The 21,007-nt window shown below is 69.6% G+C and carries 21 protein-coding genes; 8 read left to right on the top strand and 13 right to left on the bottom strand.

Annotation, left to right across the window (positions count from 1 at the left end):
• From E3T33_RS13405 to E3T33_RS13365, 9 genes are all read right to left on the bottom strand, one after another.
• Positions 1-831, bottom strand: an 831-nt coding sequence (locus E3T33_RS13405; protein ID WP_198417271.1) for an aldehyde dehydrogenase family protein, incomplete at its 3' end; no start/stop codon positions are given.
• A 100-nt stretch (positions 832-931) separates the two neighbouring features.
• The gene (locus tag E3T33_RS13400; RefSeq protein ID WP_092324103.1) at positions 932-2,230 is read right to left on the bottom strand and encodes an aspartate aminotransferase family protein; all 1,299 of its coding nucleotides are present in this window, start codon (positions 2,228-2,230) and stop codon (positions 932-934) included.
• Between the two features lie 152 nt (positions 2,231-2,382).
• Complete coding sequence (locus E3T33_RS13395; protein ID WP_092323983.1) at positions 2,383-3,537, bottom strand: ABC transporter substrate-binding protein; 1,155 nt, start codon at positions 3,535-3,537, stop codon at positions 2,383-2,385.
• Positions 3,538-3,608: 71 nt separating this feature from the next.
• On the bottom strand, positions 3,609-4,388 hold the full coding sequence (locus tag E3T33_RS13390) for an ABC transporter permease subunit (protein WP_092323984.1): 780 nt from the start codon (positions 4,386-4,388) through the stop codon (positions 3,609-3,611).
• Positions 4,385-5,218, bottom strand: coding sequence for an ABC transporter ATP-binding protein (locus E3T33_RS13385; protein ID WP_092323986.1), 834 nt, complete (start codon positions 5,216-5,218; stop codon positions 4,385-4,387). Before E3T33_RS13385 ends, E3T33_RS13390 begins: the two co-directional genes overlap by 4 nt.
• On the bottom strand, positions 5,215-6,162 hold the full coding sequence (locus tag E3T33_RS13380) for an ABC transporter permease subunit (RefSeq protein WP_092323987.1): 948 nt from the start codon (positions 6,160-6,162) through the stop codon (positions 5,215-5,217). The genes E3T33_RS13385 and E3T33_RS13380 overlap by 4 nt, the downstream gene beginning before the upstream one ends.
• Positions 6,159-7,175, bottom strand: a complete 1,017-nt coding sequence (locus E3T33_RS13375; protein ID WP_134575499.1) for a TIGR03842 family LLM class F420-dependent oxidoreductase — start codon at positions 7,173-7,175, stop codon at positions 6,159-6,161. The genes E3T33_RS13380 and E3T33_RS13375 overlap by 4 nt, the downstream gene beginning before the upstream one ends.
• Positions 7,176-7,186: 11 nt before the next feature.
• Positions 7,187-8,608 (bottom strand): dihydropyrimidinase, encoded by a 1,422-nt coding sequence (gene hydA / locus E3T33_RS13370; RefSeq protein WP_092323990.1) that lies wholly within the window; start codon positions 8,606-8,608, stop codon positions 7,187-7,189.
• A 28-nt stretch (positions 8,609-8,636) separates the two neighbouring features.
• On the bottom strand, positions 8,637-9,485 hold the full coding sequence (locus tag E3T33_RS13365; RefSeq protein ID WP_092323992.1) for a nitrilase-related carbon-nitrogen hydrolase: 849 nt from the start codon (positions 9,483-9,485) through the stop codon (positions 8,637-8,639).
• 162 nt (positions 9,486-9,647) lie between these two features.
• Between E3T33_RS13365 and E3T33_RS13360 the strand changes: the two genes are divergently transcribed.
• From E3T33_RS13360 to cofD, 5 genes are all read left to right on the top strand, one after another.
• The gene (locus E3T33_RS13360; RefSeq protein WP_092323993.1) at positions 9,648-11,027 is read left to right on the top strand and encodes an aminotransferase class I/II-fold pyridoxal phosphate-dependent enzyme; all 1,380 of its coding nucleotides are present in this window, start codon (positions 9,648-9,650) and stop codon (positions 11,025-11,027) included.
• A 251-nt stretch (positions 11,028-11,278) separates the two neighbouring features.
• Positions 11,279-12,268: a putative F420-0 ABC transporter substrate-binding protein gene (locus E3T33_RS13355; RefSeq protein WP_092323995.1), complete on the top strand. Its 990-nt coding sequence runs from the start codon at positions 11,279-11,281 to the stop codon at positions 12,266-12,268.
• Between the two features lie 8 nt (positions 12,269-12,276).
• The gene (locus E3T33_RS13350; protein ID WP_092323996.1) at positions 12,277-13,335 is read left to right on the top strand and encodes a putative F420-0 ABC transporter permease subunit; all 1,059 of its coding nucleotides are present in this window, start codon (positions 12,277-12,279) and stop codon (positions 13,333-13,335) included.
• Positions 13,326-14,117 carry an ABC transporter ATP-binding protein gene (locus E3T33_RS13345; RefSeq protein WP_092323998.1) on the top strand — a complete coding sequence of 264 codons (792 nt, stop codon included), beginning with the start codon at positions 13,326-13,328 and terminating at the stop codon, positions 14,115-14,117. Before E3T33_RS13350 ends, E3T33_RS13345 begins: the two co-directional genes overlap by 10 nt.
• Positions 14,114-15,109, top strand: coding sequence for a 2-phospho-L-lactate transferase (gene cofD / locus E3T33_RS13340; RefSeq protein WP_134575497.1), 996 nt, complete (start codon positions 14,114-14,116; stop codon positions 15,107-15,109). Before E3T33_RS13345 ends, cofD begins: the two co-directional genes overlap by 4 nt.
• Before the next feature lie 111 nt (positions 15,110-15,220).
• On the opposite strand, the gene cofC is transcribed toward cofD, so the two are convergent.
• The 3 genes from cofC to E3T33_RS13325 are packed head-to-tail and all read right to left on the bottom strand — an operon-like array spanning position 15,221 to position 17,795.
• The gene (cofC, locus tag E3T33_RS13335; protein ID WP_241982948.1) at positions 15,221-15,919 is read right to left on the bottom strand and encodes a 2-phospho-L-lactate guanylyltransferase; all 699 of its coding nucleotides are present in this window, start codon (positions 15,917-15,919) and stop codon (positions 15,221-15,223) included.
• Positions 15,916-16,791 (bottom strand): coenzyme F420-0:L-glutamate ligase, encoded by an 876-nt coding sequence (cofE, locus tag E3T33_RS13330; protein WP_092324003.1) that lies wholly within the window; start codon positions 16,789-16,791, stop codon positions 15,916-15,918. The genes cofC and cofE overlap by 4 nt, the downstream gene beginning before the upstream one ends.
• A gap of 2 nt (positions 16,792-16,793) precedes the next feature.
• On the bottom strand, positions 16,794-17,795 hold the full coding sequence (locus tag E3T33_RS13325; RefSeq protein ID WP_092324005.1) for a TIGR03557 family F420-dependent LLM class oxidoreductase: 1,002 nt from the start codon (positions 17,793-17,795) through the stop codon (positions 16,794-16,796).
• 31 nt (positions 17,796-17,826) lie between these two features.
• On the opposite strand from E3T33_RS13325, the gene E3T33_RS13320 reads away from it, so the two are divergent.
• Positions 17,827-18,666, top strand: coding sequence for an exodeoxyribonuclease III (locus E3T33_RS13320; RefSeq protein ID WP_092324006.1), 840 nt, complete (start codon positions 17,827-17,829; stop codon positions 18,664-18,666).
• Positions 18,667-18,796: 130 nt separating this feature from the next.
• Here the strand turns inward: E3T33_RS13320 and E3T33_RS13315 are convergent, their stop codons facing one another.
• Entirely contained in the window at positions 18,797-19,717 is a 921-nt protein-coding gene (locus E3T33_RS13315) for an AEC family transporter (RefSeq protein WP_092324008.1), read from the bottom strand.
• Between the two features lie 104 nt (positions 19,718-19,821).
• On the opposite strand from E3T33_RS13315, the gene E3T33_RS13310 reads away from it, so the two are divergent.
• Both E3T33_RS13310 and E3T33_RS13305 read left to right on the top strand, forming a co-directional pair.
• Complete coding sequence (locus E3T33_RS13310; RefSeq protein WP_092324010.1) at positions 19,822-20,637, top strand: alpha/beta hydrolase; 816 nt, start codon at positions 19,822-19,824, stop codon at positions 20,635-20,637.
• Between the two features lie 55 nt (positions 20,638-20,692).
• A complete protein-coding gene (locus E3T33_RS13305; RefSeq protein WP_092324011.1) occupies positions 20,693-20,998 on the top strand; it encodes an antibiotic biosynthesis monooxygenase in 306 nt (101 codons plus the stop codon).
• The last annotated feature ends 9 nt before the right edge of the window (positions 20,999-21,007 follow it).

Here is a 21,007-nt window from a genome sequence, read left to right as displayed (position 1 = left end):
GGCGTTGACCGCCGCGTCCGCGGCGAGGTCCAGGTCCGCGTCCGGCAGCACCAGCATGTGGTTCTTCGCCCCGCCGAGGGCCTGCACCCGCTTGCCGTGGAGCGCCGCGGTCTCGTAGATGTACTTCGCGATCGGGGTCGACCCGACGAACGAAATCGCCTGCACGGCGGGGTTCACCAGCAGAGCGTCGACGGCCTCCTTGTCGCCGTGCACGACGTTCAAAACACCGTCGGGCAGGCCCGCCTCGGTGAACAGGGCGGCCATCCAGTTCGACGCCGACGGGTCCTTCTCGCTGGGCTTGAGCACGACCGTGTTCCCGGCCGCGATCGCGATCGGGAAGTACCACAGCGGCACCATCGCCGGGAAATTGAACGGGCTGATGATGCCCACCACACCGAGGGCCTGCTTGAGCGTGTACACGTCAACACCCGTCGACACGTTCTCCGAGTAGTCGCCCTTCATCAGGTGCGGCATCCCGAGCGCGAACTCGACAACCTCCAGGCCCCTCGTGATCTCGCCGAGCGCATCCGCGCTCACCTTGCCGTGCTCGGCGGTGAGGATGTCGGCCAGCTCGCCCTTCCGGGCGTTGAGCAGCTCACGGAAATTGAACATGATGCTCTGGCGCTTGGCCTGCGAGGTGTCACGCCAGGCCGGGAAAGCGGCCAGGGCCGACGCAATCGCGACGTCGACGTCGGCCGTGCTGGCCAGGCTCACGTTTTTGGCGACCTGGCCCGTGGCCGGGTTGAACACCGGCGCGGTGCGGGTCGAGGTGCCGGCGGCGGCGGCCCCGTCGATCCAGTGGCTGATTGTGGGAATAGCGTTCATTGTCATCTGTCGATTCTGTCGGTGTTGTGGTTTGCGGGTGTCGCGGTGATCGAGCCGCGGTGATCGAGCTTGTCGAGATCAGGGTCTCGACAAGCTCGACCACCGATCAGTTGAGCAGGTCGAGGCCGAGCACCTCGTCGTAGACGGCCAGGGCCTCGGCGACCTCGTCATCGGTCACCACGCAAGGCGGCACGACGTGGATGCGGTTGTCCGCGAGGAACGGCAGCAGGCCCCGGCCGAGCAGCTCCGCCTTGATCCGCCCCATCACCGCGCCGTTGAGCGGCTCCCGGGTCTCCCGGTCGGCGACGAGTTCGAGCGCCCAGAACACACCCTCACCGCGCACCTCGCCGATGACCGGGTGCTTCGCCTGCAACTCGGCAAGCCCCGGCGCCAGCACATCGCGGCCGATCCGGGCCGCGTTCTCCACGATGCCCTCGTCCTCCATCGCGTCGAGCGCGGCCACGATGGACGCCATCGCCAGCGGGTGACCGCTGTAGGTCAACCCGCCCGGGAAGACGTTGGTGTCCCAGTCACGGGCGATGGAATCAGGGATGATCACACCGCCGGTGGGCACGTAACCGGAGTTGACGCCCTTGGCGAAGGTGATCAGGTCGGGCACGACGTCGTAGCCGTCGAACGCGAACCAGCGCCCGGTGCGCCCGAAGCCGCACATGACCTCGTCCAGGATGAGCATGATGCCGTAGCGGTCGCAGAGTTCGCGCACCCCGGCGAGGTAGCCGGGCGGCGGCGGCATCACGCCGGCCGTGCCGGGGATCGTCTCCAGGAGCACGGCGGCGATCGAGCTGGGACCTTCGCTCTGGATGACCCGCTCGAGGTGGCGCAGCGCCCGCTCCGACTCCTGCTCGGGTGTGGCAGCCCAGAACTCGCTGCGGTAGAGATACGGGCCGAAAAAGTGCACGTGGCTCCGCGCGAATTCGTTCGGGATGCGGCGCCAGTCTCCGGTGGCCACGATCGCCGCGCCGGTGTTGCCGTGGTACGAGCGGTAGGTCGAGAGCACCTTGTCGCGACCGGTGTGCAGCCGGGCCATCCGCATGGCGTTCTCGTTGGCATCCGCGCCGCCGTTGGTGAAGAAGACCTTGCTGAAGCCCTCGGGGGCGCGGTCGACGATGCGCCGGGCAGCCTCGCCACGGGCGAGGTTCGCGGTCGACGGGGCGATCGTCGTGAGGGTGCTCGCCTGTTCGATGATTGCCCTGACGACGGCCGGATGCTGGTGGCCGATGTTGACGTTGACCAGCTGGCTCGAGAAATCCAGGTAGCTGCGCCCGTCGTGGTCCCAGACGCGGCTGCCGAGCCCCCCGGCGATGACGAGCGGCTTGAGTGCGGCCTGCGCCGACCAGGAGTGGAAGACGAAAGCGCGGTCGAGTTCGCTCGTGCGCTCATTCATTCCGGGTCCGGTGGCGCCGGGTCCGGTGGTGCGGTCAACGGTGTCAGTCACGGGTATCGCTTTCCTTCTGTGAATCCTGGTCGGGGGTGCGGGGGTTGGCGGTGCGGGGGTGGCCGGGTGGCCCGAAGTGGGCCACCCGGCGGGGGACGGTGTTAGGCGCCGCCCTCCTTCAGGGTGACGGTGAGGGGCTTGAAGCCCTCGCCCTTGACGTCGACTCCATCTTTCTCCAGTTCGTCGAGCGCCTGCTGAACGTACGTGTTCGACCAGGCGGTCTTGGGCGGGTCGGAGGTGATGATGGTCGCGCCGGTCTCATTCTTGGTGTTCATCGCGATGTCGACGGTGTTCTGCCAGGCGCCTTCATCGATGATGCCGATGCCGTTGGTGGACGGCCAGATCAGCTTGTTGACCTCGTTGGTCATCCAGAGCTGGTGGCTCTGGCCGAGCTGGGATCCCGCGGCCGTCACGATTCCCGCGGCGTCCTCGGCGTTCTCAGCGGCGAAGATCCAGCCCCGGATCGAGGCCTTGATGAACTTCACCGTGGTCTCGGCGTAGTCCTTGTCGGACTCGAGCAGGTCGGCGTTGGCCCAGATGGCATCCTGCAGCATGGCGGTGCCTTCCTCGTTCCAGTCGATGACGTTGAGGTCTTCGGGCTGGTAGAGCTCGCCGGTCTTCGGGTTCTTCGTCTCGAGCACCTGCGCGTACTCGTTGTAGGTCATCGCCTGCGCGGCGTCGATGTCGCCGGAGAGGAAGCCGTTCATGTCGAACGCCTGCTGGATGAGCTTGATGTCGCCCACCTCGACGCCGGCCTTCTGCATGCCGGCGAAGAGCTCCCACTCGTTGCCGTAGCCCCAGCTGCCCACGTTCTTGCCCTTGAGGTCGGCGGCCGACTCGATGCCGGCGTCCTTGAAGGAGATCTGGGTGGTGGCGGAGCGCTCGAAGATCTGCGCGACGTTGGTGATGTTGGCACCCTGCTCGATCGAGCCGAGCACCTTGGGCACCCAGGAGATGGCGAAGTCGGCGTCGCCGGAGGCGAGCACGTCCTGCGGAACGATGTCCGCCGCGCCCTCGGTGATGGTGACGTCGAGGCCCTCGTCCTCGTAGAAGCCCTGGTCGACCGCGGCGTAGTAGCCGGCGAACTGGGCCTGGGCGACCCACTGGAGCTGGAGGGTGACCGGCGTGAGCTCGCCTGCGCCATCCGTCGCCCCATCGGTGCCGCCGTCGCCACCGGTGGTGCATCCGGTGAGGACAAGGGCGCTGGCTGCGGCCATGGCGCCGAACGTGCCGAGCCATCGTGTGCTGTGTTTCATGATTTCCTCCGGTTTCGCTGTGACTACTCAGGGTGGGGATGGGAACGACCGGCCGCCTGGCGGCCGGACACCTAGCCGGTGCTGCGGCGGCTGACCAGCTTCTCGAGGGCGAGCGCGGCGGAATAGAACAGGAGACCGAGCAGGATCGACCCGAGCACGTAGGCCCAGGCCAGCCCGTAATTGCTGCTCGAGGCCGAGGAGGTGATCGACTTGCCGAGGCCGCCGACCGGGCCGCCGAAGTACTCGGCGATCAGGGCGGAGATCACCGCGAGCGAGGACGCGATCCGCAGGCCCGTGAAGACGTAGGGCGTGGCCGTCGGCAGGGTGACGGTCTTCGTCGCCTGCCAACTGGATGCCGCGTACGAGCGCATCAGGTCGCGGTGCACCGGTCGCACCTGGCGGAGCCCCTTGAGGGTGTTGAAGTACACCGGCACGAACACCGCGAGCCCGGCGACGATCTGGCGGGCCGTTTCGGCGCCGGCGCCGAACATCGTGTACAGCACGGGGGCGAGCGCCACGATCGGCACCACGGAGATCGATGCCACGATCGGGGCGCCCATCTCGTCGGACACGGGAACGAGCGCCGCGATGATCGCGGCCAGGATGCCGAGCACCGCGCCGACCAGCAGGCCGATCAGGGCGTTGCGGCCGGTGACGACCATGCCGTTGATGACGTTCTGCAGGTTGGCGGCGAACTCCTCGCCGATCAGGAAGGGCCCGGGCAGGATGAACGCCTTGATCTCGAACGCCACGACCGCCCACTGCCAAAGCAGGAGGGCGGCGACGCCGAACACGACCGGCGGCAGCGCCGTGCGCACGAATCCGGCCCCGCCCGGCTGCCCCTGGTTCATCGTGTCTCGACCCCGCGCGCGCCGGTGGGCGCCTCGCCGTGCAGCAGCTCGCGCACCTGGCTCACGGCGTGGAAGAACGCCTCGTCCTCGCGCAGGTTCTCGCCGCGCTCGGCCGTGTCGCCGAGGCCGACGCCGAGCACGTCGCGGATGCGTCCGGGCCGCGGCGACATGACCACGACCCGGTCGGAGAGGAACACGGCCTCCGGGATGGAGTGCGTGACGAAGACGACGGCTGCACTGGTTTCGCCGCAGATCCGCACGAGCTCGTTCTGCATCCGCTCGCGGGTCATCTCGTCGAGCGCGCCGAAGGGTTCATCCATCAGCAGCAGGCTGGGGCTTTCGGCCAGCGCGCGGGCGATCGCCACTCGCTGCTGCATGCCGCCGGAGAGCTGGTCCGGGTAGTTGTCGGCGAAGTCGGACAGCCCGACGAGTTCGATCAGTTCGGCCGCCCGCGCCCGCCGGGCCGCCTTGCCGGCCCCGTGCAGTTCGAGCGGGAGCTCGATGTTGCCGGCCACCGTGCGCCAGGGCAGCAGGCCGGCCTGCTGGAAGGCGATGCCGTAGTCCTGGTCGATCCGCGCCTGCCTGGCCGGCTTGCCGAAGACCCGGATGCTGCCGGCCGTCGGGGTGTCGAGGTCGGCGATCAGCCGCAGGAGCGTGCTCTTGCCGCAGCCGCTCGGGCCGATCAGCGAGACGAATTCGCCGGGCGCGACGGTGAGGCTCACGTCGTCGAGGGCGGTGACGGATGCGCCCTTCCGGCCGGTGAAGACACGGCTGACGCCGCCCACGTCGACGGCGGGGGCGCGGCCGCCCGGGGAGGACTCCATGATCATGCTGCGACCTCTCCCCTGCGGAAACGACGAAGGAACAGGCCGATGAGGCCCACGAAACCGGCGGCCAGGAGGCCGACGGCGATGGATCCGAAGATGGGCGCCCACGGTTTGCCCGGGTCGCCGCCGGCCGCACCGGCGTACTCGACGATCAGGCGCCCGATTCCGCCGCGCAGCCCGATCGACACCTCGGCGACCACGGTGCCGATGACGGCACTGGCCGCGGCCAGCCGCAGGGCGGGCAGCAGGTAGCCGACGCTCGCCGGCAGCCGGAGCCGCCAGAGCGTCTTCCACCAGCCCGCGGCGTAGCAGTGCATGAGGTCGACGTGGTTGGCGTCCGGGGAGGCGAGGCCGCGGAGCGCGCCGACCGACACCGGGAAGAACGCGAGGTAGGACGCGATCAGGGCGACCGACATCCAGCTTTCCCAGCTGAAGTCGCCGATCTCGATCTGCGACCCCCAGCGCCGGACCAGCGGGGCGAGGGCGATCAGCGGCACGGTCTGGCTGAGCACGATCCAGGGCAGGACCGCCGATTCGGCGAGCCGGAAGCGTTGCATGAGCAGCGCGAGCAGCAGGCCGACGGTGACCCCGACGAGCCAGCCGACCGCCGCGATCCCGAGCGTGAACATCGATCCCTGCAGCACGACGAGCCAGAGCGGCAGGGCTGCGGCCGCGCCGGTGACCGGTTCGAGAACCCGCTCGGCCATCACCCAGAGGTGCGGCATGGCGAGGTCGCTGGTGCGCGGCAGCAGGGTCGTGCCGCCCACGACGACCCCGTCCGCCGGGCCGAGCAGTTTGTAGAGCTCCCACAGGGCGGCGAGCACGACGAGGCCGAGCGCCCCGGTGACGATGCGCCGCAGCTGCACCTGCCCGCGGCGCGCCTGGCCGCGCGGGGCCCGGGTCTTCCCCGCTGCGGCAGGCTGGGCCGGCGGTGCCGTTCGGGTCATGCCTTGGCCACGATGTGGTCGGCCATGGCCGTGATCACGGTCTCCCCGTAGACGCGCATCGTTTCTTCTTTGTTGTCGTGCTGGAGGTAGCCGGCGAACTGGTCAACGCCGATCTCCCGGAGCGCCTCGAGCTTCTCGATGTGGTCCCTGGCCGTGCCGAGCAGGCAGAACCGGTCCACGATCTCGTCCGGCACGAAGTCGGCGTGCACGTTGCCGGGGCGTCCGTGCAGGTTGTAGTCGTAGTCCTGGCGGCCGGCGATGTAGTCCGTCAGTGCCTTCGGGACGTGCGAGTCGGTGCCGTACTTCGCGACGATGTCGGCGACGTGATTGCCGACCATCCCGCCGAACCAGCGGCACTGGTTGCGCATGTGGTCCCAGTCCTCGCCGATGTACATCGGCGCCGCGACGCAGAATTTGATCGACAGCGGGTCCCGGCCGACGTTCGCCGCGGCATCCCGGACGGTCTTGATCATCCAGGCGGCCACGTCGAGGTCGGCCATCTGCAGGATGAAGCCGTCGCCCACCTCGCCGGCGAGCTTGAGGGCCAGCGGGCCGTAGGCCGCCACCCACACGTCGAGGCTCGAGCCGCGGCTCCACGGGAACTGCAGGGTGGCGCCGTTGTATTCGACCGAGCGCGAGTTCGCCAGCTCGCGGATGACGTGGATCGACTCGCGGAGCGTCTTCAGCGTGGTGGGTTCGCCGTTGATCACCCGCACGGCCGAGTCGCCGCGGCCGATGCCGCAGATGGTGCGGTTGCCGTACATCTCGTTGAGCGTCGCGTAGGTCGACGCGGTCACCGTCCAGTCCCGCGTGCCTGGATTGGTGACCATGGGCCCGACGATGATCTTGTCGGTCTCGGCGAGGATCCGGCTGTAGATCACGTAGGGCTCCTGCCAGAGCAGGTGCGAGTCGAACGTCCAGACGTGGCTGAAGCCATGCGCCTCGGCGAGCTTGGCCAGCTGCACCGTCCGGGCGGACGGCGGGTTGGTCTGCAGAACTGCTCCGAAATCCATCTGTTTCCCGCCTAGATCAGGTACTGGCTCAGGCCGCGCTTGACGAACTGGCCGTCACCCTTGGCGCCGAGGTATTCGTTGTGGTCGATGACGACCTTGCCGCGGGAGAGCACGGTGTCGACGTGGCCGTCGATTTCGTAGCCCTCCCAGGCGGAGTGGTCCATGTTCATGTGGTGGGTCTTTTCGTAGCCGATCGACGTGTGGCCGTTGGGGTCGTAGATGACGATGTCGCCGTCGGCGCCGGGCTGGATGACGCCCTTCTTGCCGTAGAGGCCGAACATCCGCGCCGGGGTCGTCGAGGTGATCTCCACCCAGCGCTCCAGGGTGATGCGCCCGTTGACGACCCCCTGGTAGAGCAGGTCCATCCGGTGCTCGACCGAGCCGATGCCGTTGGGGATCTTGGAGAAGTTGCCGAGGCCGAGGTCCTTCTGGCCCTTCATGCAGAACGGGCAGTGGTCGGTGGAGACCATCTGGATGTCGTTGGTGCGCAGGCTCTGCCACATGTGGTCCTGGTGCCCCTCGGCCCGGGACCGCAGCGGCGTGGAACACACCCACTTCGCCCCCTCGAAGCCCGGCGCCCCGAGGTTCTCTTCGAGCGAGAGGTAGAGGTACTGCGGGCAGGTCTCCCCGAACACGTTCTGGCCGTTGTCGCGGGCCGCGGCGAGCTGCTCGACGGCCTGCCTGGCGCTCACGTGCACGACGTAAAGGGGAGCGCCGGTGAGGTTCGCGATCATGATCGCGCGGTGCGTGGCCTCCTCTTCCATCTGCCAGGCCCGGGCTACGCCGTGGTAGTACGGGTCGGTCTTGCCCTGGGCGAGCAGCTGCTCCACGAGCACGTCGATCGCCGGCCCGTTCTCGGCGTGCATCATGGTGATCAGGCCGGTGTCGGCGGACTTCTGCATGGCGCGCAGGATCTGCGCGTCATCGGAGTAGAAGACGCCGGGGTAGGCCATGAAGAGCTTGAAGCTCGACACGCCCTCGGCGAGCAGGCCGTCCATGGCCTGCAGGGAGTCGGCGTTGACGTCGCCGATGATCTGGTGGAACGCATAGTCGATCGCGCAGTTCCCGGCCGCCTTCTGGTGCCAGGTGGCCAGGCCGTCGAAGACCCGCTGGCCGTAGGTCTGCACCGCGAAGTCGATGATCGTGGTCGTCCCGCCCCACGCCGCCGCCCGGGTGCCGGTTTCGAACGTGTCGGACGCCGCCGTGCCGCCGAAGGGCAGTTCCATGTGCGTGTGCGCGTCGATGCCGCCGGGGATGACATACTTCCCGGTCGCGTCGATCACCCGGTCGACGCTCGCGGGAAGGTCGGTCCCGAGCAGGCGGGATCCGGGCTCCAGCACGGCGACGATGGTCTCGCCGTCGATCAGCACATCTGCCTTCGACCGGCCGGTCGCCGTCACGACGGTGCCGCCGGTGATGAGGGTTGTCGTCATCTCTTGCTCCTCTTGGTGGAACCCGCGGTCAGGGTGCGGTGATCGGTCCGTAGGAGTCCGGGCGGCGGTCGCGGTAGAACTGCCACGAGTTGCGCACCTCGCGGATCAGCCCGAGGTCGAGGTCGCGGATGACGATCTCCTCCGTGTCGGTGGAGGCCACCTCGCCGACGTAGTTTCCGCGCGGGTCGACGAAGTAGGAGCTGCCGTAGAAGGTCACGGCGTCGTCGCCGAACTCCTTCGTTTCGGTGCCGATGCGGTTGTTCGCGCCGACGTAGTACTGGTTCGCGGCGGCCGCTGCCGGCTGCTCGAGCTCCCAGAGCCGGTTGGACAGGCCCGGCTTGGTGGCGGAGGGGTTGAAGACGATTTCGGCGCCGTTCAGGCCCAGCGCGCGCCAGCCCTCGGGGAAGTGGCGGTCGTAACAGATGTACACGCCGATCCTGCCGACCATCGTGTCGAAGACGGGGTAGTCGCCGTTGCCGGGGCGGAAGTAGAACTTCTCCCAGAACTGCGGGAGGTTCGGGATGTGGTGCTTGCGGTACTTGCCGAGGTACGTGCCGTCGGCGTCGATCACGGCGGCCGTGTTGTAGAGCACGCCGGGCTGCTCCTCCTCGTAGACCGGGAGGACGATGACCATCTTGTGCTCGGCAGCGAGCTTCTGGAACCGTTCGACCAGCGGGCCGGGCACCGGGTGCGCGTAGCCGTAGTACTTCGAGTCCTGCACGATGCCGAAGTACGGACCGTGGAACAGCTCCTGGAAACAGATCACCTGCACGCCCTGTTTGGCCGCGGTTCGCACGAATTCCTCGTGCCTGACGATCATCGATTCCTCGTCACCCGTCCAGGTGGTCTGGGTGATTGCTGCCCGAACAACGGTCATGGTGCCTCCAGAATTTCGCGGTGAGCCTGTCCAGATCGAAACTTTTTCGGACTGCGTTGTCCGTATTTGTTATTATTCGATGTAAACATTTCAGTTGTGTTTCCGAGTGTGTCGCACGCGTTAATCATCCTGTCGTCGAAACCAGGCAGGGGCAAGAGAAGAATGCAAATCTTTATCGACGAGATCGAGCGGCGCACGCCGGCCGGGATCGCGGCGGCGATCGGCCGGATGATCCGCACCGGGCAGCTCGCGCCGGGCGACCGCCTGCCCACGGTGCGCCAGTTCGCCAGCGAACTCGGGGTGAGCCCGGCCACGATCAGCCACGCCTGGCAGGCGCTGTCCGGGATCGGCCTGATCGCCTCGCGGGGACGGAGCGGCACCTTCGTGCTCGAGCAGGCGCCGCAGTGGCTGCCGGCCCGGAGCCAGTCGATGGCCGGCCACCAGCAGGCCACCCGGGTCGACCTGTCCCGCGGCACCCCCGACCCGCTCCTGCTGCCGGCCCTGGGCCCGGCGCTCTCGCGGGTCTCCCAGCGCGCCGTGACGCCGAGTTACCAGGACTTCCCGGTCATCCCGGAGCTGCTCGCCGTTCTGATCGAGTCCTGGCCGTTCCCGGCCGAGTCGATCACCGTCGTCGACGGCGCCCTCGACGCGATCTCGCGCAGCCTCGACCAGGTCACCCGGTTCGGCGACCGCGTGATCGTGGAGGATCCCGGTTTCCCGCCGTTCTTCGACCTGCTCGACCAGCTCGGCGTCGAACGGATCCCGGTCCCCGTCGACGAGCACGGGATCGAACCCGCCGCCTTCGCGGCCGCGCTCGAGCTTTCCCCGGCCGCCGTCATCCTGCAGCCCCGCGCGCAGAACCCCACCGGAGCGTCGATGACGGCCGAGCGCGCGGAGGAACTGGCGGGCCTGCTCGCGGGAAGCGAGGCCGCCGCCCACACGATCGTGATCGAGGACGACCACTCGGGCGAGATCAGCATCGCACCGGATGTCAGCCTCGGCCGGTGGCTGCCCGGGCGCGTGCTGCACGTGCGCAGCTACTCGAAGTCCCACGGCCCCGACCTGCGCATCGCCGCGCTCGGCGGGCCGGCCCGACTCGTCGACCGGATCGTCGCCCGCCGCATGCTGGGGCCGGGCTGGACCAGCCGGATGCTGCAAACGATCCTGTTCGAACTCCTCACCAACGGGGAGAGCATCGCCCAGGTCAGCGAGGCCAGACGCATCTACTTCGCCCGGCAGAAGGCACTCGCCGACGCCCTGAACGAGTTCGGCCTCGGCGTGCACCAGGCCGACGGGATCAACACCTGGCTGGCGGTGCCGGACGAACGGGACGCGATCGTGCAGCTCGCGGCCGCGGGCATCCGGGTCGCCGGCGGCTCGTCGTTCCTCGCCTCGGACTCCGCCTCGGACCGCCCGGGGTCGTTCATCCGGGTGACGGCGGCGGCCATCGAGGGCGACGTCGCCCCCATCGCCAGGGCGATCGCGATCGCGGCCCGGCCGCCGGGACCGGGTGCCCACTCCCTCGAAACGAGATGGACCTAGCACCCAACGCGGGGCCAACTTGTGCCCATTCGGACAATTGTCGCCGGCGCATCGGCGACAGTCGTCCGATGCGGCAGCACGTGTTCGGTGCGCGCGTTAAGCTCGAAGCAGACCGCCGGTTGGCTCTGACCGGTCGAGCTGCCTTGGATTTGGGCCGCAGGTCGCCGAGCACCCTCGGATTCCCCTGCCATTCCTGTCCCATCCCGCGCTCGCGCAAGCGCCGGGCCGGACCCCCTCCCGTGAGGCTCCCCATGAACCGCAAAACCCTGCACCTCGGCGCGCTGGCCATCGCCGCCTCGACCCTGCTGCTGGCCGGCTGCGCCGGGCAACCGGCCGGCACCGCCCCGAGCGCGAGCGCGACGGCCGACTTCCCGGTCAGCATCGACAATTGCGGCACCACGGTGACCGTGCAGAAGGCGCCGGAGCGCATCGTCACGATCAAGTCGTCGACCACCGAGCTCCTGCTCGCCCTCGGCCTCGGCGACAACATCGTCGGCTCGGCCTTCCTCGACGGCCCGCTGCCGCCCGCCCTGGCGCCCGCCGGCAAGGCGCTCAACGTCATCAGCGACTTCCTGCCCGGCCAGGAGGCCGTTCTGGGACTCACCCCCGACTTCATCTACGGCGGCTGGGAGTCGAACTTCTCGGCCGACGGCGTCGGCGAGCGCGACCGACTGGCCGACCTCGGCATCGGCAGCTACGTCTCCCCGGCCGCGTGCAAGGCCGCTGAGCACATGCCCGACCCGCTCACCTTCGAGAGCGTCTTCGACGAGATCACCGAGGCCGGCGCCCTGTTCGGCGCCGCGGATGCCGCCGCCGCGCTGGTCTCCGATCAGAAGGCCGAGCTGGCCGCGCTCGAGCCCGCTTCCGGCACCACGACGGCGCTCTGGTACTCGAGCGGAACGGACACCCCGTACGTCGGCGCCGGAATCGGCTCTCCCGCCATGATCATGGACGCGGCCGGGCTGGCGAACATCTTCGGCGACGTGCACGACACCTGGACCTCGGTCGGCTGGGAATCCGTCGTCGAGGCCAACCCGGACGTGATCGTGCTCGTGGACGCCACCTGGAACACGGCGGCGTCCAAGATCGCCACCCTCGAGTCGAGCCCGGCCACCCAGGGCCTCGACGCGGTGAAGAACAAGCGCTACGTCATCCTTCCGTTCGCGGCCACGGAGGCCGGCATCCGCAATGTGGAGGCCGCCGCGTCGGCGATCGACCAGCTCGCCGCCTTCGACAAGTAGGCCAGCAGATGGCGACCGAGCTGAAGGCGACAAGCACGAGGAGCGGCCGGAGACCACGCGGCCGCTACCTCGGCTGGCTGACCCTGTCGCTCGTCGCCCTCGTGCTCGTCAGCGCATCCGCCGTCGCGGTCGGGCCGGCCGATGTCAGCCTGCCCGACGTGATCGGCAGCATCGCCGGGCACCTCGGCCTGCCCGGCGTCGCCGTGCCGCCGCTCACCGACTCGATCGTCTGGCAGCTGCGCCTGCCGCGGGTGCTGACGGCCGCGGCCGTCGGCGCCGGGCTGGCCCTCAGCGGCGCGGTGATGCAGAGCGTCACCCGGAACCCGCTGGCCGACCCCTATCTGCTCGGCCTCTCCTCCGGCGCGTCGTTCGGCGCGGTCTGCGTGGTCATCCTCGGCGTCTCCTTCGCGCTCCCCGCCGCGGCCTTCCTCGGCGCCCTGGTCGCGCTCGTCGCCACCCTCAGCATCGCCAGGGTCGGCGGCACGATCACCCCCGGCCGCGCGGTGCTGTCCGGCCTGGCGATCGCGCAACTCGCCGCGGCCGCCACCTCCTTCGTGATCTTCTGGTCGGCCAAGGGCGACTCCTACCGCGAAATCCTGAACTGGCTGCTCGGCTCCCTCGCCGGCAGCGACTGGACAAGCGTCGCCATCTCGGCGTCCGCCCTCGTCGTGGTGGGAACCGGCATCGTGCTCGCGGCCACCCGCCTGGACGCGTTCGCGTTCGGCGACACGTCAGCGGCATCCCTCGGCATCGACGTCAACCGAACCCGCTGGGCCCTGCTCGGCGCCGTCGCCCTGCTCACCGGCTCGATGGTGGCCGTCAGCGGCGCGATCGGGTTCGTCGGCCTGATCCTGCCGCACCTCGTGCGCGGCCTGAGCGGGCCGGGACACCGGCGCCTCCTGCCGCTCGTCGCGGTGCTCGGCGCCCTGTTCCTCGTCGTCGCCGACACTCTCGCCCGCATCGTGTTCGACCCGCGCGAGCTGCCGGTGGGCATCATCACGGCGTTCATCGGCGTGCCGGTGTTCATCCTGCTGATCAAGCGCAAGCGGAGCGCCGCATGGGCGTGATCCTGGCGGACGTGTCGTTCGCGATCGACGGCGTGAGCATCCTCGAGGACGTGTCGGCGGTCATCCCGGCGGGCACCGTGACCGGGCTGCTCGGCCCGAACGGGGCCGGCAAATCGACCCTGCTGCGCCTGATCGCGGGCCTGCAGACACCGGATGCCGGCACGGTCCGGCTGGGCGGCACCGTCGTCGCGTCCCTGCCGCGGCGCGAGGCCGCCCGGCGGATCGCCCTGCTCGAGCAGAGCGCGGCGCCGAGCGTGGACCTGTCGGTGCTGGAAGTGGTGCTGCTCGGCCGCATCCCGCACCGCAGCCGGGTGCTCGGCAGCTTCGGCGGTGACGAGGACCGAAGGGTCGCCGAGCACTCCCTGGCGATGGTCGGGGCCGAGGGGCTCACCGATCGGCAGTGGCACACGCTCAGCGGCGGACAGCAGCAGCGCGTGCAGATCGCGCGGGCGCTGGCGCAAAGCCCGAGCCTGCTGCTGCTCGACGAGCCGACCAACCACCTCGACGTGAGCGCCCAGCTCTCGCTGCTCGGCCAGGTGCGCCGCCTCGGGCTCACCTCGGTCATGGCGCTGCACGACCTCAACCTCGCCGCGGCCTACTGCGACCAGATCCTGCTGCTGCACCACGGAAGGCTGGTGGCCTCCGGGACGCCCGAGGAGGTGCTGCGGCCGAGTGTCATCGCGGATGTCTACGGCGTGGACTGCGACATCATCGCGCACCCCCGCGGCGGGCATCCGGTCATCGTCTTCTCTCCGTCCGATGCGCCGGAGGCTGGAGCATGATCGGCAACATCACGGTCCTGGCCGGGGGCATCGGCGGCGCCCGGTTCACCCGCGGGCTGCTGCACCACCTCTCGGCGGCCCGGCCGGAGGCATCCGTCACCGTCGTGGTGAACACCGGCGACGACATGTGGCTGGACGGCCTGCGCATCTGCCCCGACCTCGACACCGTGATGTACACGCTCGGCGGCGGAATCAACGAGGAGCAGGGCTGGGGCCGGCCGGAGGAATCCCGCCGCACCTCGGCCGAGATCGCGGCGTACGGGCGCGGCTGGTCCTGGTTCACGCTCGGCGACCTCGACCTGGCCACCCACATCGTGCGCACCGACCTGCTCCGGAACGGTTCCACGCTAAGCGAGGCGACCGAGGTGCTCTGCCGGCGTTGGCAGCCCGGCGCCCGGCTGCTGCCGATGAGCGACGACCCGGTCGAGACATATGCCCGACTGGCTATGGATGCCGACGAGCACCGGGCGGGCGATCTGATCCACTTCGAGGAGTGGTGGGTGCGCTATCGGGCGGCAGTGCCGGTGACCGAGTTCGTGCCGGTCGGCCTGGCCGCGGCCGGGCCGGCGCCGGGCGTTGTTGACGCCATCGAGGGCGCAGACCTGGTCATCCTGCCGCCGTCGAACCCGGTCGTGTCGATCGGCACGATCGTCGCCGTTCCGGGGATCGCCGAGGCCCTCCGCGGCACCTCCGCGCGGGTCGTCGGGGTGTCGCCGATCATCGCGGGCGCCGCGGTGCGCGGCATGGCCGACGCCTGCCTGAGCACGATCGGCGTCGAAACCTCGGCTGCGGCGGTGGGCCTGCACTACGGCTCCCGGAAGAGCGGCGGCTTGCTCGATGCCTGGCTCGTCGACGAGACGGATGCCGCGGCCGTGCCCGTGCTCGAGGCCGCCGGCATCCGCTCTGCTGCAGTGCCGCTCTGGATGCGCGACGTGCCCTCCTCGGCCGCGATCGCCGCCGAGGCGCTCGCGATCGCCGCCGCAACGGGCTGAGCGCGCAAGAACTGAACTGAACTGAACTGAACTGAACTGCGGACAAAGTACCTTCCTCGCGCCAACGAAGGTACTTTGTCCGCAACTCAACCATGCAGGCGGCGCGGGGAGTCAGGGTCCGATCTGGCGAGGGGCCTCGGCGGCCACGCCCGGGGCAACCGAGGTGCCGGCCACGAGCGCGCTCGTGTGCACGCCGACCCCGCGCTGCAGCGCCTCGGCGAGGTTGTCGACCGTGTCGACGTCCCGGCGGATCGACGCGGTCGGCGGCAGGCCGAGCGGCACATGGCCGGCCGCCTCGTGCGCGGCACGGGAGCCGAGGCCGAAACGCGGGCTGAACGGCACCCCGGCGAGCGCGAGCAGCGCCGTGGTCCCGGTTCCCTCCTCGTCGGCCACCATCGAGAGCGGATGCGCGGCGGCGAGGCCGAGCGCTGCTTCGACGTCGGCCACGGTGAGCGCGGGAAGGTCGCCCGTCACCACGGCGATCCCGCGGCCGGGGAAGGCCGCTCGGGCGGCATCCGTGCCCTGCCGGATGGCCGCGTTGAGCGGGCCACGCTGGTCGCCCTGGTCGCCCTGGTCGGTCGGGTCAAGCCGCACTTCGGGCACGATCACGGCGCCGAGCTCGGCCAGGCGAGCCGCAATCGCTTCCTCGGCGGTCACCACGAAGACCTGGCCGATCAGTGGCGTGTCCAGGAGTGCCGCCACGGTGTCGAGGGCGAAGGCATCCGCCAGCCCACCGCGGTCGGGCAGATCGCCGAGGCGACTCTTGGCCTCCGGCGTGCCCTTGACCGGAACCACGGCCACCCAGCTCACGCGGGGTCGCTTCCGCACGCACAGGCAGCAGCGCCAGCGGCGCCGGCAGCAGCAGCAGCAGCAGCAGCAGCCTGCCCGGCCGCGAAACCCTCCGCATACGCCTCCGCCGACCCGAGGCGGAACATGTCCTGGTCGCTCGGGCGCAGCAGCCGACTCGCTCCGCGCGCATCCGCCGCGTCGAGTTCGCCGACCAGCCTGCCGAGCCCGCGCACCACGGCCACCGGATTGCCGCTCGTCTTGCCCTTGACCAGGTCGGCCGCCCCGGCGATCTCGTCGGCGACGGCGGCGATCGTGGCGTCGAGGCGCTTGCCGGAGGAATCCTCCGTGCCGCGGAGGTCGTCGAGCACGGCCAGCCCGGCCGCGCCGATCGCGATGTCGGTCTGGCCCTCGCGCCAGGGTCGCCCGACCGTGTCGGTGATCAGCACACCGAGCCACAGCCCGGTGCGCTCCCGCAGCGCCGCGCAGAGCGCCCGCGCCGATGCATCCGGGTCGATCGGAAGCAGCAGCACGGTGCCGTCGGGGGTGTTGCTCGCGTCGACTCCGGCCGCAGCCAGCACGAGTCCCTGCCGGTTCTCGACGATGCGGGTCACCCCTCCCGGATGCTCCCGGGTGGCCACCACGCGCACGGTCTCGTCGGTGATCGCCTGCTCGCGGTCGGCGGCGGCCACCTGCCGGCCCTCGGCCTTGGAGACGATCTTGCTGGTCACGGCCAGGATGTCGCCGCCCCGCAGTAAAGCCCCGGCCGCGCCGAGAATGATCGCCGCGAGGTCGTCGCCGGCCTCGATCTCGCCGATGCCTTCCGGGGCGAACACGGTGAGCGCGCCGGAAGGCACGCCCTCGGGCCCGGCTGCGGGCGCAGCCCTCTCGTTCATCGTTACCGGACGAGCTTCGGCAGCACGTCGCGGCCGAAGACGTCGATCCACTGGCGCTGGTTGCGGCCCACATTGTGCAGGTAGATCCGGTCGAAGCCGAGGTCGACGAACTTCTGGATGTAGGCGCGGTGGTCGTCCGGGTCGGCCGAGATGATCATCCGTCCCTCGAAGTCCTCGGGGCGCACGAGCTTGGCGATCTGCTCGAATTCGAACGGCGAACGGATGTCGCCCTTGGGGAACTTCATCCCGCCGTTCGGCCACTCCACCATGGCGTTGCGCATGGCTTCCTCGTCGGTTTCGGCCCAGCTCATGTGCAGCTGGAGCACCTTGGGCATCGCCGACGGGTCCTTGCCGGCATCCTTCGCGCCCTCGTCGAATTTGCCGAACAGCATCGAGATCTTCTCGAGCGGGGCGCCCACCGTGATCAGGCCGTCGGCGTGGCGGCCGGCGCGTTTGGCCGTGACCGGGCCCGCGGTGGCGATGAGGATCTCGGGGGCTACCTCGGGCATCGTCCAGAGCCGGGTCGACTCGAGCTTGTAGAACTGCCCGGAGTGCTTGACGTCCTTGCCGGCGATCGAGGCCGTGAACAGCTTCGAGATGATCTCGATGGCCTCGAACATGCGGTTGATCCGCTCCGGGGCTTCCGGCCAGTACTGGCCGACGATGTGCTCGTTGAGCGCCTCGCCCGAGCCGAGGCCCAGCCAGTGCCGGCCGGGGTACATCGAGGCGAGGGTGGCGGAGGCCTGGGCGACCATGGCCGGATGCCAGCGGAACGTCGGCGCGGTGACCCCGGGCCCGAGGTCGCCCTTCGTGCGCTCGCCGATTGCCGCGAGCACGCTCCAGACAAACGACGACTCGCCCTGGGCCGGCACCCACGGCTGGAAGTGGTCCGCCGCCATCACACCGCTGAAGCCGTGCTCCTCGGCGTGGGCCGACAGGGCGACAGCCTCCGCGGGGGCGAACTGCTCGAGCATTGCCGCGTAGCCGATCTGCAAATCCGTCATGCAGTCATCCTGCCAGTCATAGGCTGGAACAATGCGCATCGCCACCTGGAACGTCAACTCCATCCGTGCCCGTTCGGCGCGCGTCGTCGACTGGATGGTGCGCGAGGACATCGACGTGCTCGCTATGCAGGAGATCAAGTGCAAGCCCGAGCAATTCCCGGCCCAGGCCTTCGAAGGCGCCGGCTACGAGCTCGCCATCCACGGGCTGAGCCAGTGGAACGGTGTCGCCTTCGCCAGCCGCGAACCGATGACGGATGTCGCCACCAGCTTCCCCGGGATGCCCGGCTTCCTGAAGGGCGAGGAGGGGCCCGGCCTGCCGCTGGAGGCGCGCGCGCTGGGGGTCACGGTCAACGACCTGCGCCTGTGGAGCCTCTACGTGCCGAACGGGCGCACCCTGGACGACCCGCACTACGTCTACAAGCTCGACTGGCTGGCCCGCCTCAAGGAGCACGCGAGCGCCGAGCTCGCCGCCAACCCGCAGCTGGCCCTCGCGCTGATGGGCGACTGGAACGTGGCGCCGCTGGACTCCGACCAGAACGTCCCCGGGCTCGTCCCCGGGTTGTCCACCCACATCTCCGCGCCGGAGCGCGCCGTCTTCCACGCCTTCGAGGCCGCCGGTTTCACCGACGTGGTGCGGCCGCTCGTCCCGGAGGGGGCGTTCACCTACTGGGACTACAAACAGCTCGCTTTTCCGCGCAACGAGGGCATGCGCATCGACTTCATCCTCGGCTCGCCGGCATTCGCCGACCTGGTCACCGGGGCGAGCATCCACCGCAACGAGCGCAAGGGCGACGCCCCGAGCGACCACGTGCCGGTCGCCGTCGAGCTCGCCCTCGAGGACGAGGACGACGACCGCCCGATGATCTTCTAAGACCCCCCCCCCCCCCCCCCCCCCCCCCCCCCCGCCAACCCTCGCGAAACCGCACTTGTGCGCGTTATGAGGCCCGTTTAGCCTGCACAACTGCAGTCTCGCGAGAGGGAAGGGGAAGGAAGGGGCGGGGTCAGGCGAGGAGGGCCGCGATCAGCAGCAGCGACGGGAGCGATGCGATCGTCGTGACGAGCACCGTGTCCCTCGCGATCACGGTTCCGCGGTTGTACCTCGCCGAGAAGTTGTAGATGTTCTGGGCCGTCGGCAGCGCTGACACCGTCACCACCGCGAACAGCTCCGTTCCGGTCAGGCCGAACGCGAACCGCCCGAGCAAGTACGCGATGACGGGCATCACGCCAACCTTGATCACGGAGGCGACCGCTACCTGCTTGCGCCCGGTTCCCGCCTTCAGCAGGCGCTGGCCGTGCAGCGACATCCCGAAGGCCAGCAGCACCATCGGGATCGCCGCGCCGCCGAGGATCTCCAGCGGCGCCAGGATCGGCTCAGGGACCGTGATCCCGAGGGTGGCGATCAGCACCGCGGCTGCGGAGGCGATGATCATCGGGTTGCGCACCGGCTGGGTCAGGATGGACCGCAGCGACACCCGGCCGCGGGTGGACATGTCGAGGATGGTCAGGGTGAGCGGCGCAAGCACGAGCAGCTGGAGCAGCAGCACCGGGGCGACGTACTGGGCGCTGCCGAGGACATAGATGGCCACCGGCAGGCCGATGTTGTTGGCATTGACGTAGGTCGCCGCGGTCGCCCCGAGCGTGGTCTCGGCCACCGGCGTGCGGAAGAAGACCAGGGACACCGTCACGAACAGCGCCGCGCCCAGCAGGACGCTGCACAGCACGGTCATCAGGAACGGGGAGACGAAGACCCGCACGTCCGCATGCACGAGGACCGTGAACAACAGGGCGGGGGTCGCCACGAAAAACGTGAGCCGATTCAGCACATACCCGGCCCCCGGACCGGCAATCCCGATCCGACCAACCACATAGCCGACCAGGATCACGAACCCGATGATCGCGAACCCGATCAGCACACCACCCATTACCGGGAGTCTACGCGGCGCGCGGCGCGCGGGCGGTCCGGCCGCACTGACCTTCTCGGGGCGTTTCCTTGCGGCGGGCGCAGCCCCGCCCTTACCCTCAGACCATGCCCCACATCGACGTACCAGGCGCATCGCTCTACTACGAAACCGCCGGACACGTGTCCGCGCCCGCCCTGTTCCTGCTCCACGCGGGGATCGCGAACCTGCGGATGTGGGACCCGCAGGTCGAGGCACTGGCCGCGGACCACTTCGTCATCCGATTCGATTCCCGCGGTTTCGGCCAGACCACCTCGGAGGATGTCCAGTTCTCCAACCGCGACGACGCCCGGGCCGTGCTCGACCACCTCGGCATTGCCGCGGCGACCCTCGTCGGATGCTCGCGCGGCGGCTCGATCGCGATCGACGTCGCCGCGGAGACCCCGGAGCGCGTGAGGGGCCTGGTCACGATCGGCTCCGGCCCGAGCGGGTTCCCCGAAGTGGAGCTCACCGACGTCGAGGACGCGGCGTTCGACCTGGTCGACGCGGCGTTCGAGGCGAAGGACTGGCACCGTCTGGCTCGGCTCGAGGTTGCCCTGTGGGCGATCGGGCCCCTGCGCCGGGAGGAGGACCTCGACCCTGAGTTCGTCTCCCTCGCATACGAACTCAACCGCGTCAATGTCGTCCACGCGGAGGAATGCCCCGTCCCCGTCCCCCTCGATCCGCCCGCCTTCGATCGCCTGGTCGACATCGAGGTTCCGGCGCTCGTCACGGTCGGCGCATTCGACATCACCCCGGTGCTCGCGCAGTACGAGTACCTGCTCTCCGCCCTCCCGAACGCGCGCGGGGTCACCTTCCGCGACGCCGCGCACCTGCCCAGCGTTGAGCTGCCGGCGGAATTCGAGCAGGTCCTCCTCGATTGGCTGACCGAAAAGGGCCTGTGACCCCTGGCCTGCCTGCTCGCCGGCGAGCGGCGCCCCGGTCGCTAGTCTGGGGCCCGTGATCGAGCTGCATCTGCGCGGACGGGTCGCGGCCGGCCGCCGCGCGGACCTCGTCCGGCTCCTGGCCGAAGCGATCCCGTTCTACGAACGGCCCGGCGGCATCCGCGTGCGTGTGCTGTGGGACCTGGCCAACCCGGACCGGTTCGTCGAGATCATTGAGTACGCGGACCAGGACTCCCATGACCGGGACCAGCTCCGCGTGGAGCCGGACCCTGAGATGATCGCGTACCTGCACCGCTGGCGCGAACTCCTGGCCGGCCCCCCGCAGGTCTCGATGCCGCGAAACCGCAGTTGTGCGCCTTAAACGGGCCGC

It is taken from the genome of Cryobacterium sp. TMT1-2-1 (assembly GCF_004403955.1).
Lineage (GTDB): Bacteria > Actinomycetota > Actinomycetes > Actinomycetales > Microbacteriaceae > Cryobacterium > Cryobacterium psychrotolerans.
The sequence above is the reverse complement of the archived record's forward strand: the minus strand, read 5'-3'. Positions and strand labels throughout refer to the sequence as shown.

Excerpts from the sequence above, each read along its gene's own strand:
- E3T33_RS13400 (WP_092324103.1), bottom strand. The coding sequence starts at position 2,230 with ATGAATGAGCGCACGAGCGAACTCGACCGCGCTTTCGTCTTCCACTCC.
- E3T33_RS13395 (WP_092323983.1), bottom strand. The coding sequence starts at position 3,537 with ATGAAACACAGCACACGATGGCTCGGCACGTTCGGCGCCATGGCCGCA.
- E3T33_RS13390 (WP_092323984.1), bottom strand. The coding sequence starts at position 4,388 with ATGAACCAGGGGCAGCCGGGCGGGGCCGGATTCGTGCGCACGGCGCTG.
- E3T33_RS13385 (WP_092323986.1), bottom strand. The coding sequence starts at position 5,218 with ATGATCATGGAGTCCTCCCCGGGCGGCCGCGCCCCCGCCGTCGACGTG.
- E3T33_RS13380 (WP_092323987.1), bottom strand. The coding sequence starts at position 6,162 with ATGACCCGAACGGCACCGCCGGCCCAGCCTGCCGCAGCGGGGAAGACC.
- E3T33_RS13375 (WP_134575499.1), bottom strand. The coding sequence starts at position 7,175 with ATGGATTTCGGAGCAGTTCTGCAGACCAACCCGCCGTCCGCCCGGACG.
- hydA (WP_092323990.1), bottom strand. The coding sequence starts at position 8,608 with ATGACGACAACCCTCATCACCGGCGGCACCGTCGTGACGGCGACCGGC.
- E3T33_RS13365 (WP_092323992.1), bottom strand. The coding sequence starts at position 9,485 with ATGACCGTTGTTCGGGCAGCAATCACCCAGACCACCTGGACGGGTGAC.
- E3T33_RS13360 (WP_092323993.1), top strand. The coding sequence starts at position 9,648 with ATGCAAATCTTTATCGACGAGATCGAGCGGCGCACGCCGGCCGGGATC.
- E3T33_RS13355 (WP_092323995.1), top strand. The coding sequence starts at position 11,279 with ATGAACCGCAAAACCCTGCACCTCGGCGCGCTGGCCATCGCCGCCTCG.
- E3T33_RS13350 (WP_092323996.1), top strand. The coding sequence starts at position 12,277 with ATGGCGACCGAGCTGAAGGCGACAAGCACGAGGAGCGGCCGGAGACCA.
- E3T33_RS13345 (WP_092323998.1), top strand. The coding sequence starts at position 13,326 with ATGGGCGTGATCCTGGCGGACGTGTCGTTCGCGATCGACGGCGTGAGC.
- cofD (WP_134575497.1), top strand. The coding sequence starts at position 14,114 with ATGATCGGCAACATCACGGTCCTGGCCGGGGGCATCGGCGGCGCCCGG.
- cofE (WP_092324003.1), bottom strand. The coding sequence starts at position 16,791 with ATGAACGAGAGGGCTGCGCCCGCAGCCGGGCCCGAGGGCGTGCCTTCC.
- E3T33_RS13325 (WP_092324005.1), bottom strand. The coding sequence starts at position 17,795 with ATGACGGATTTGCAGATCGGCTACGCGGCAATGCTCGAGCAGTTCGCC.
- E3T33_RS13320 (WP_092324006.1), top strand. The coding sequence starts at position 17,827 with ATGCGCATCGCCACCTGGAACGTCAACTCCATCCGTGCCCGTTCGGCG.
- E3T33_RS13315 (WP_092324008.1), bottom strand. The coding sequence starts at position 19,717 with ATGGGTGGTGTGCTGATCGGGTTCGCGATCATCGGGTTCGTGATCCTG.
- E3T33_RS13310 (WP_092324010.1), top strand. The coding sequence starts at position 19,822 with ATGCCCCACATCGACGTACCAGGCGCATCGCTCTACTACGAAACCGCC.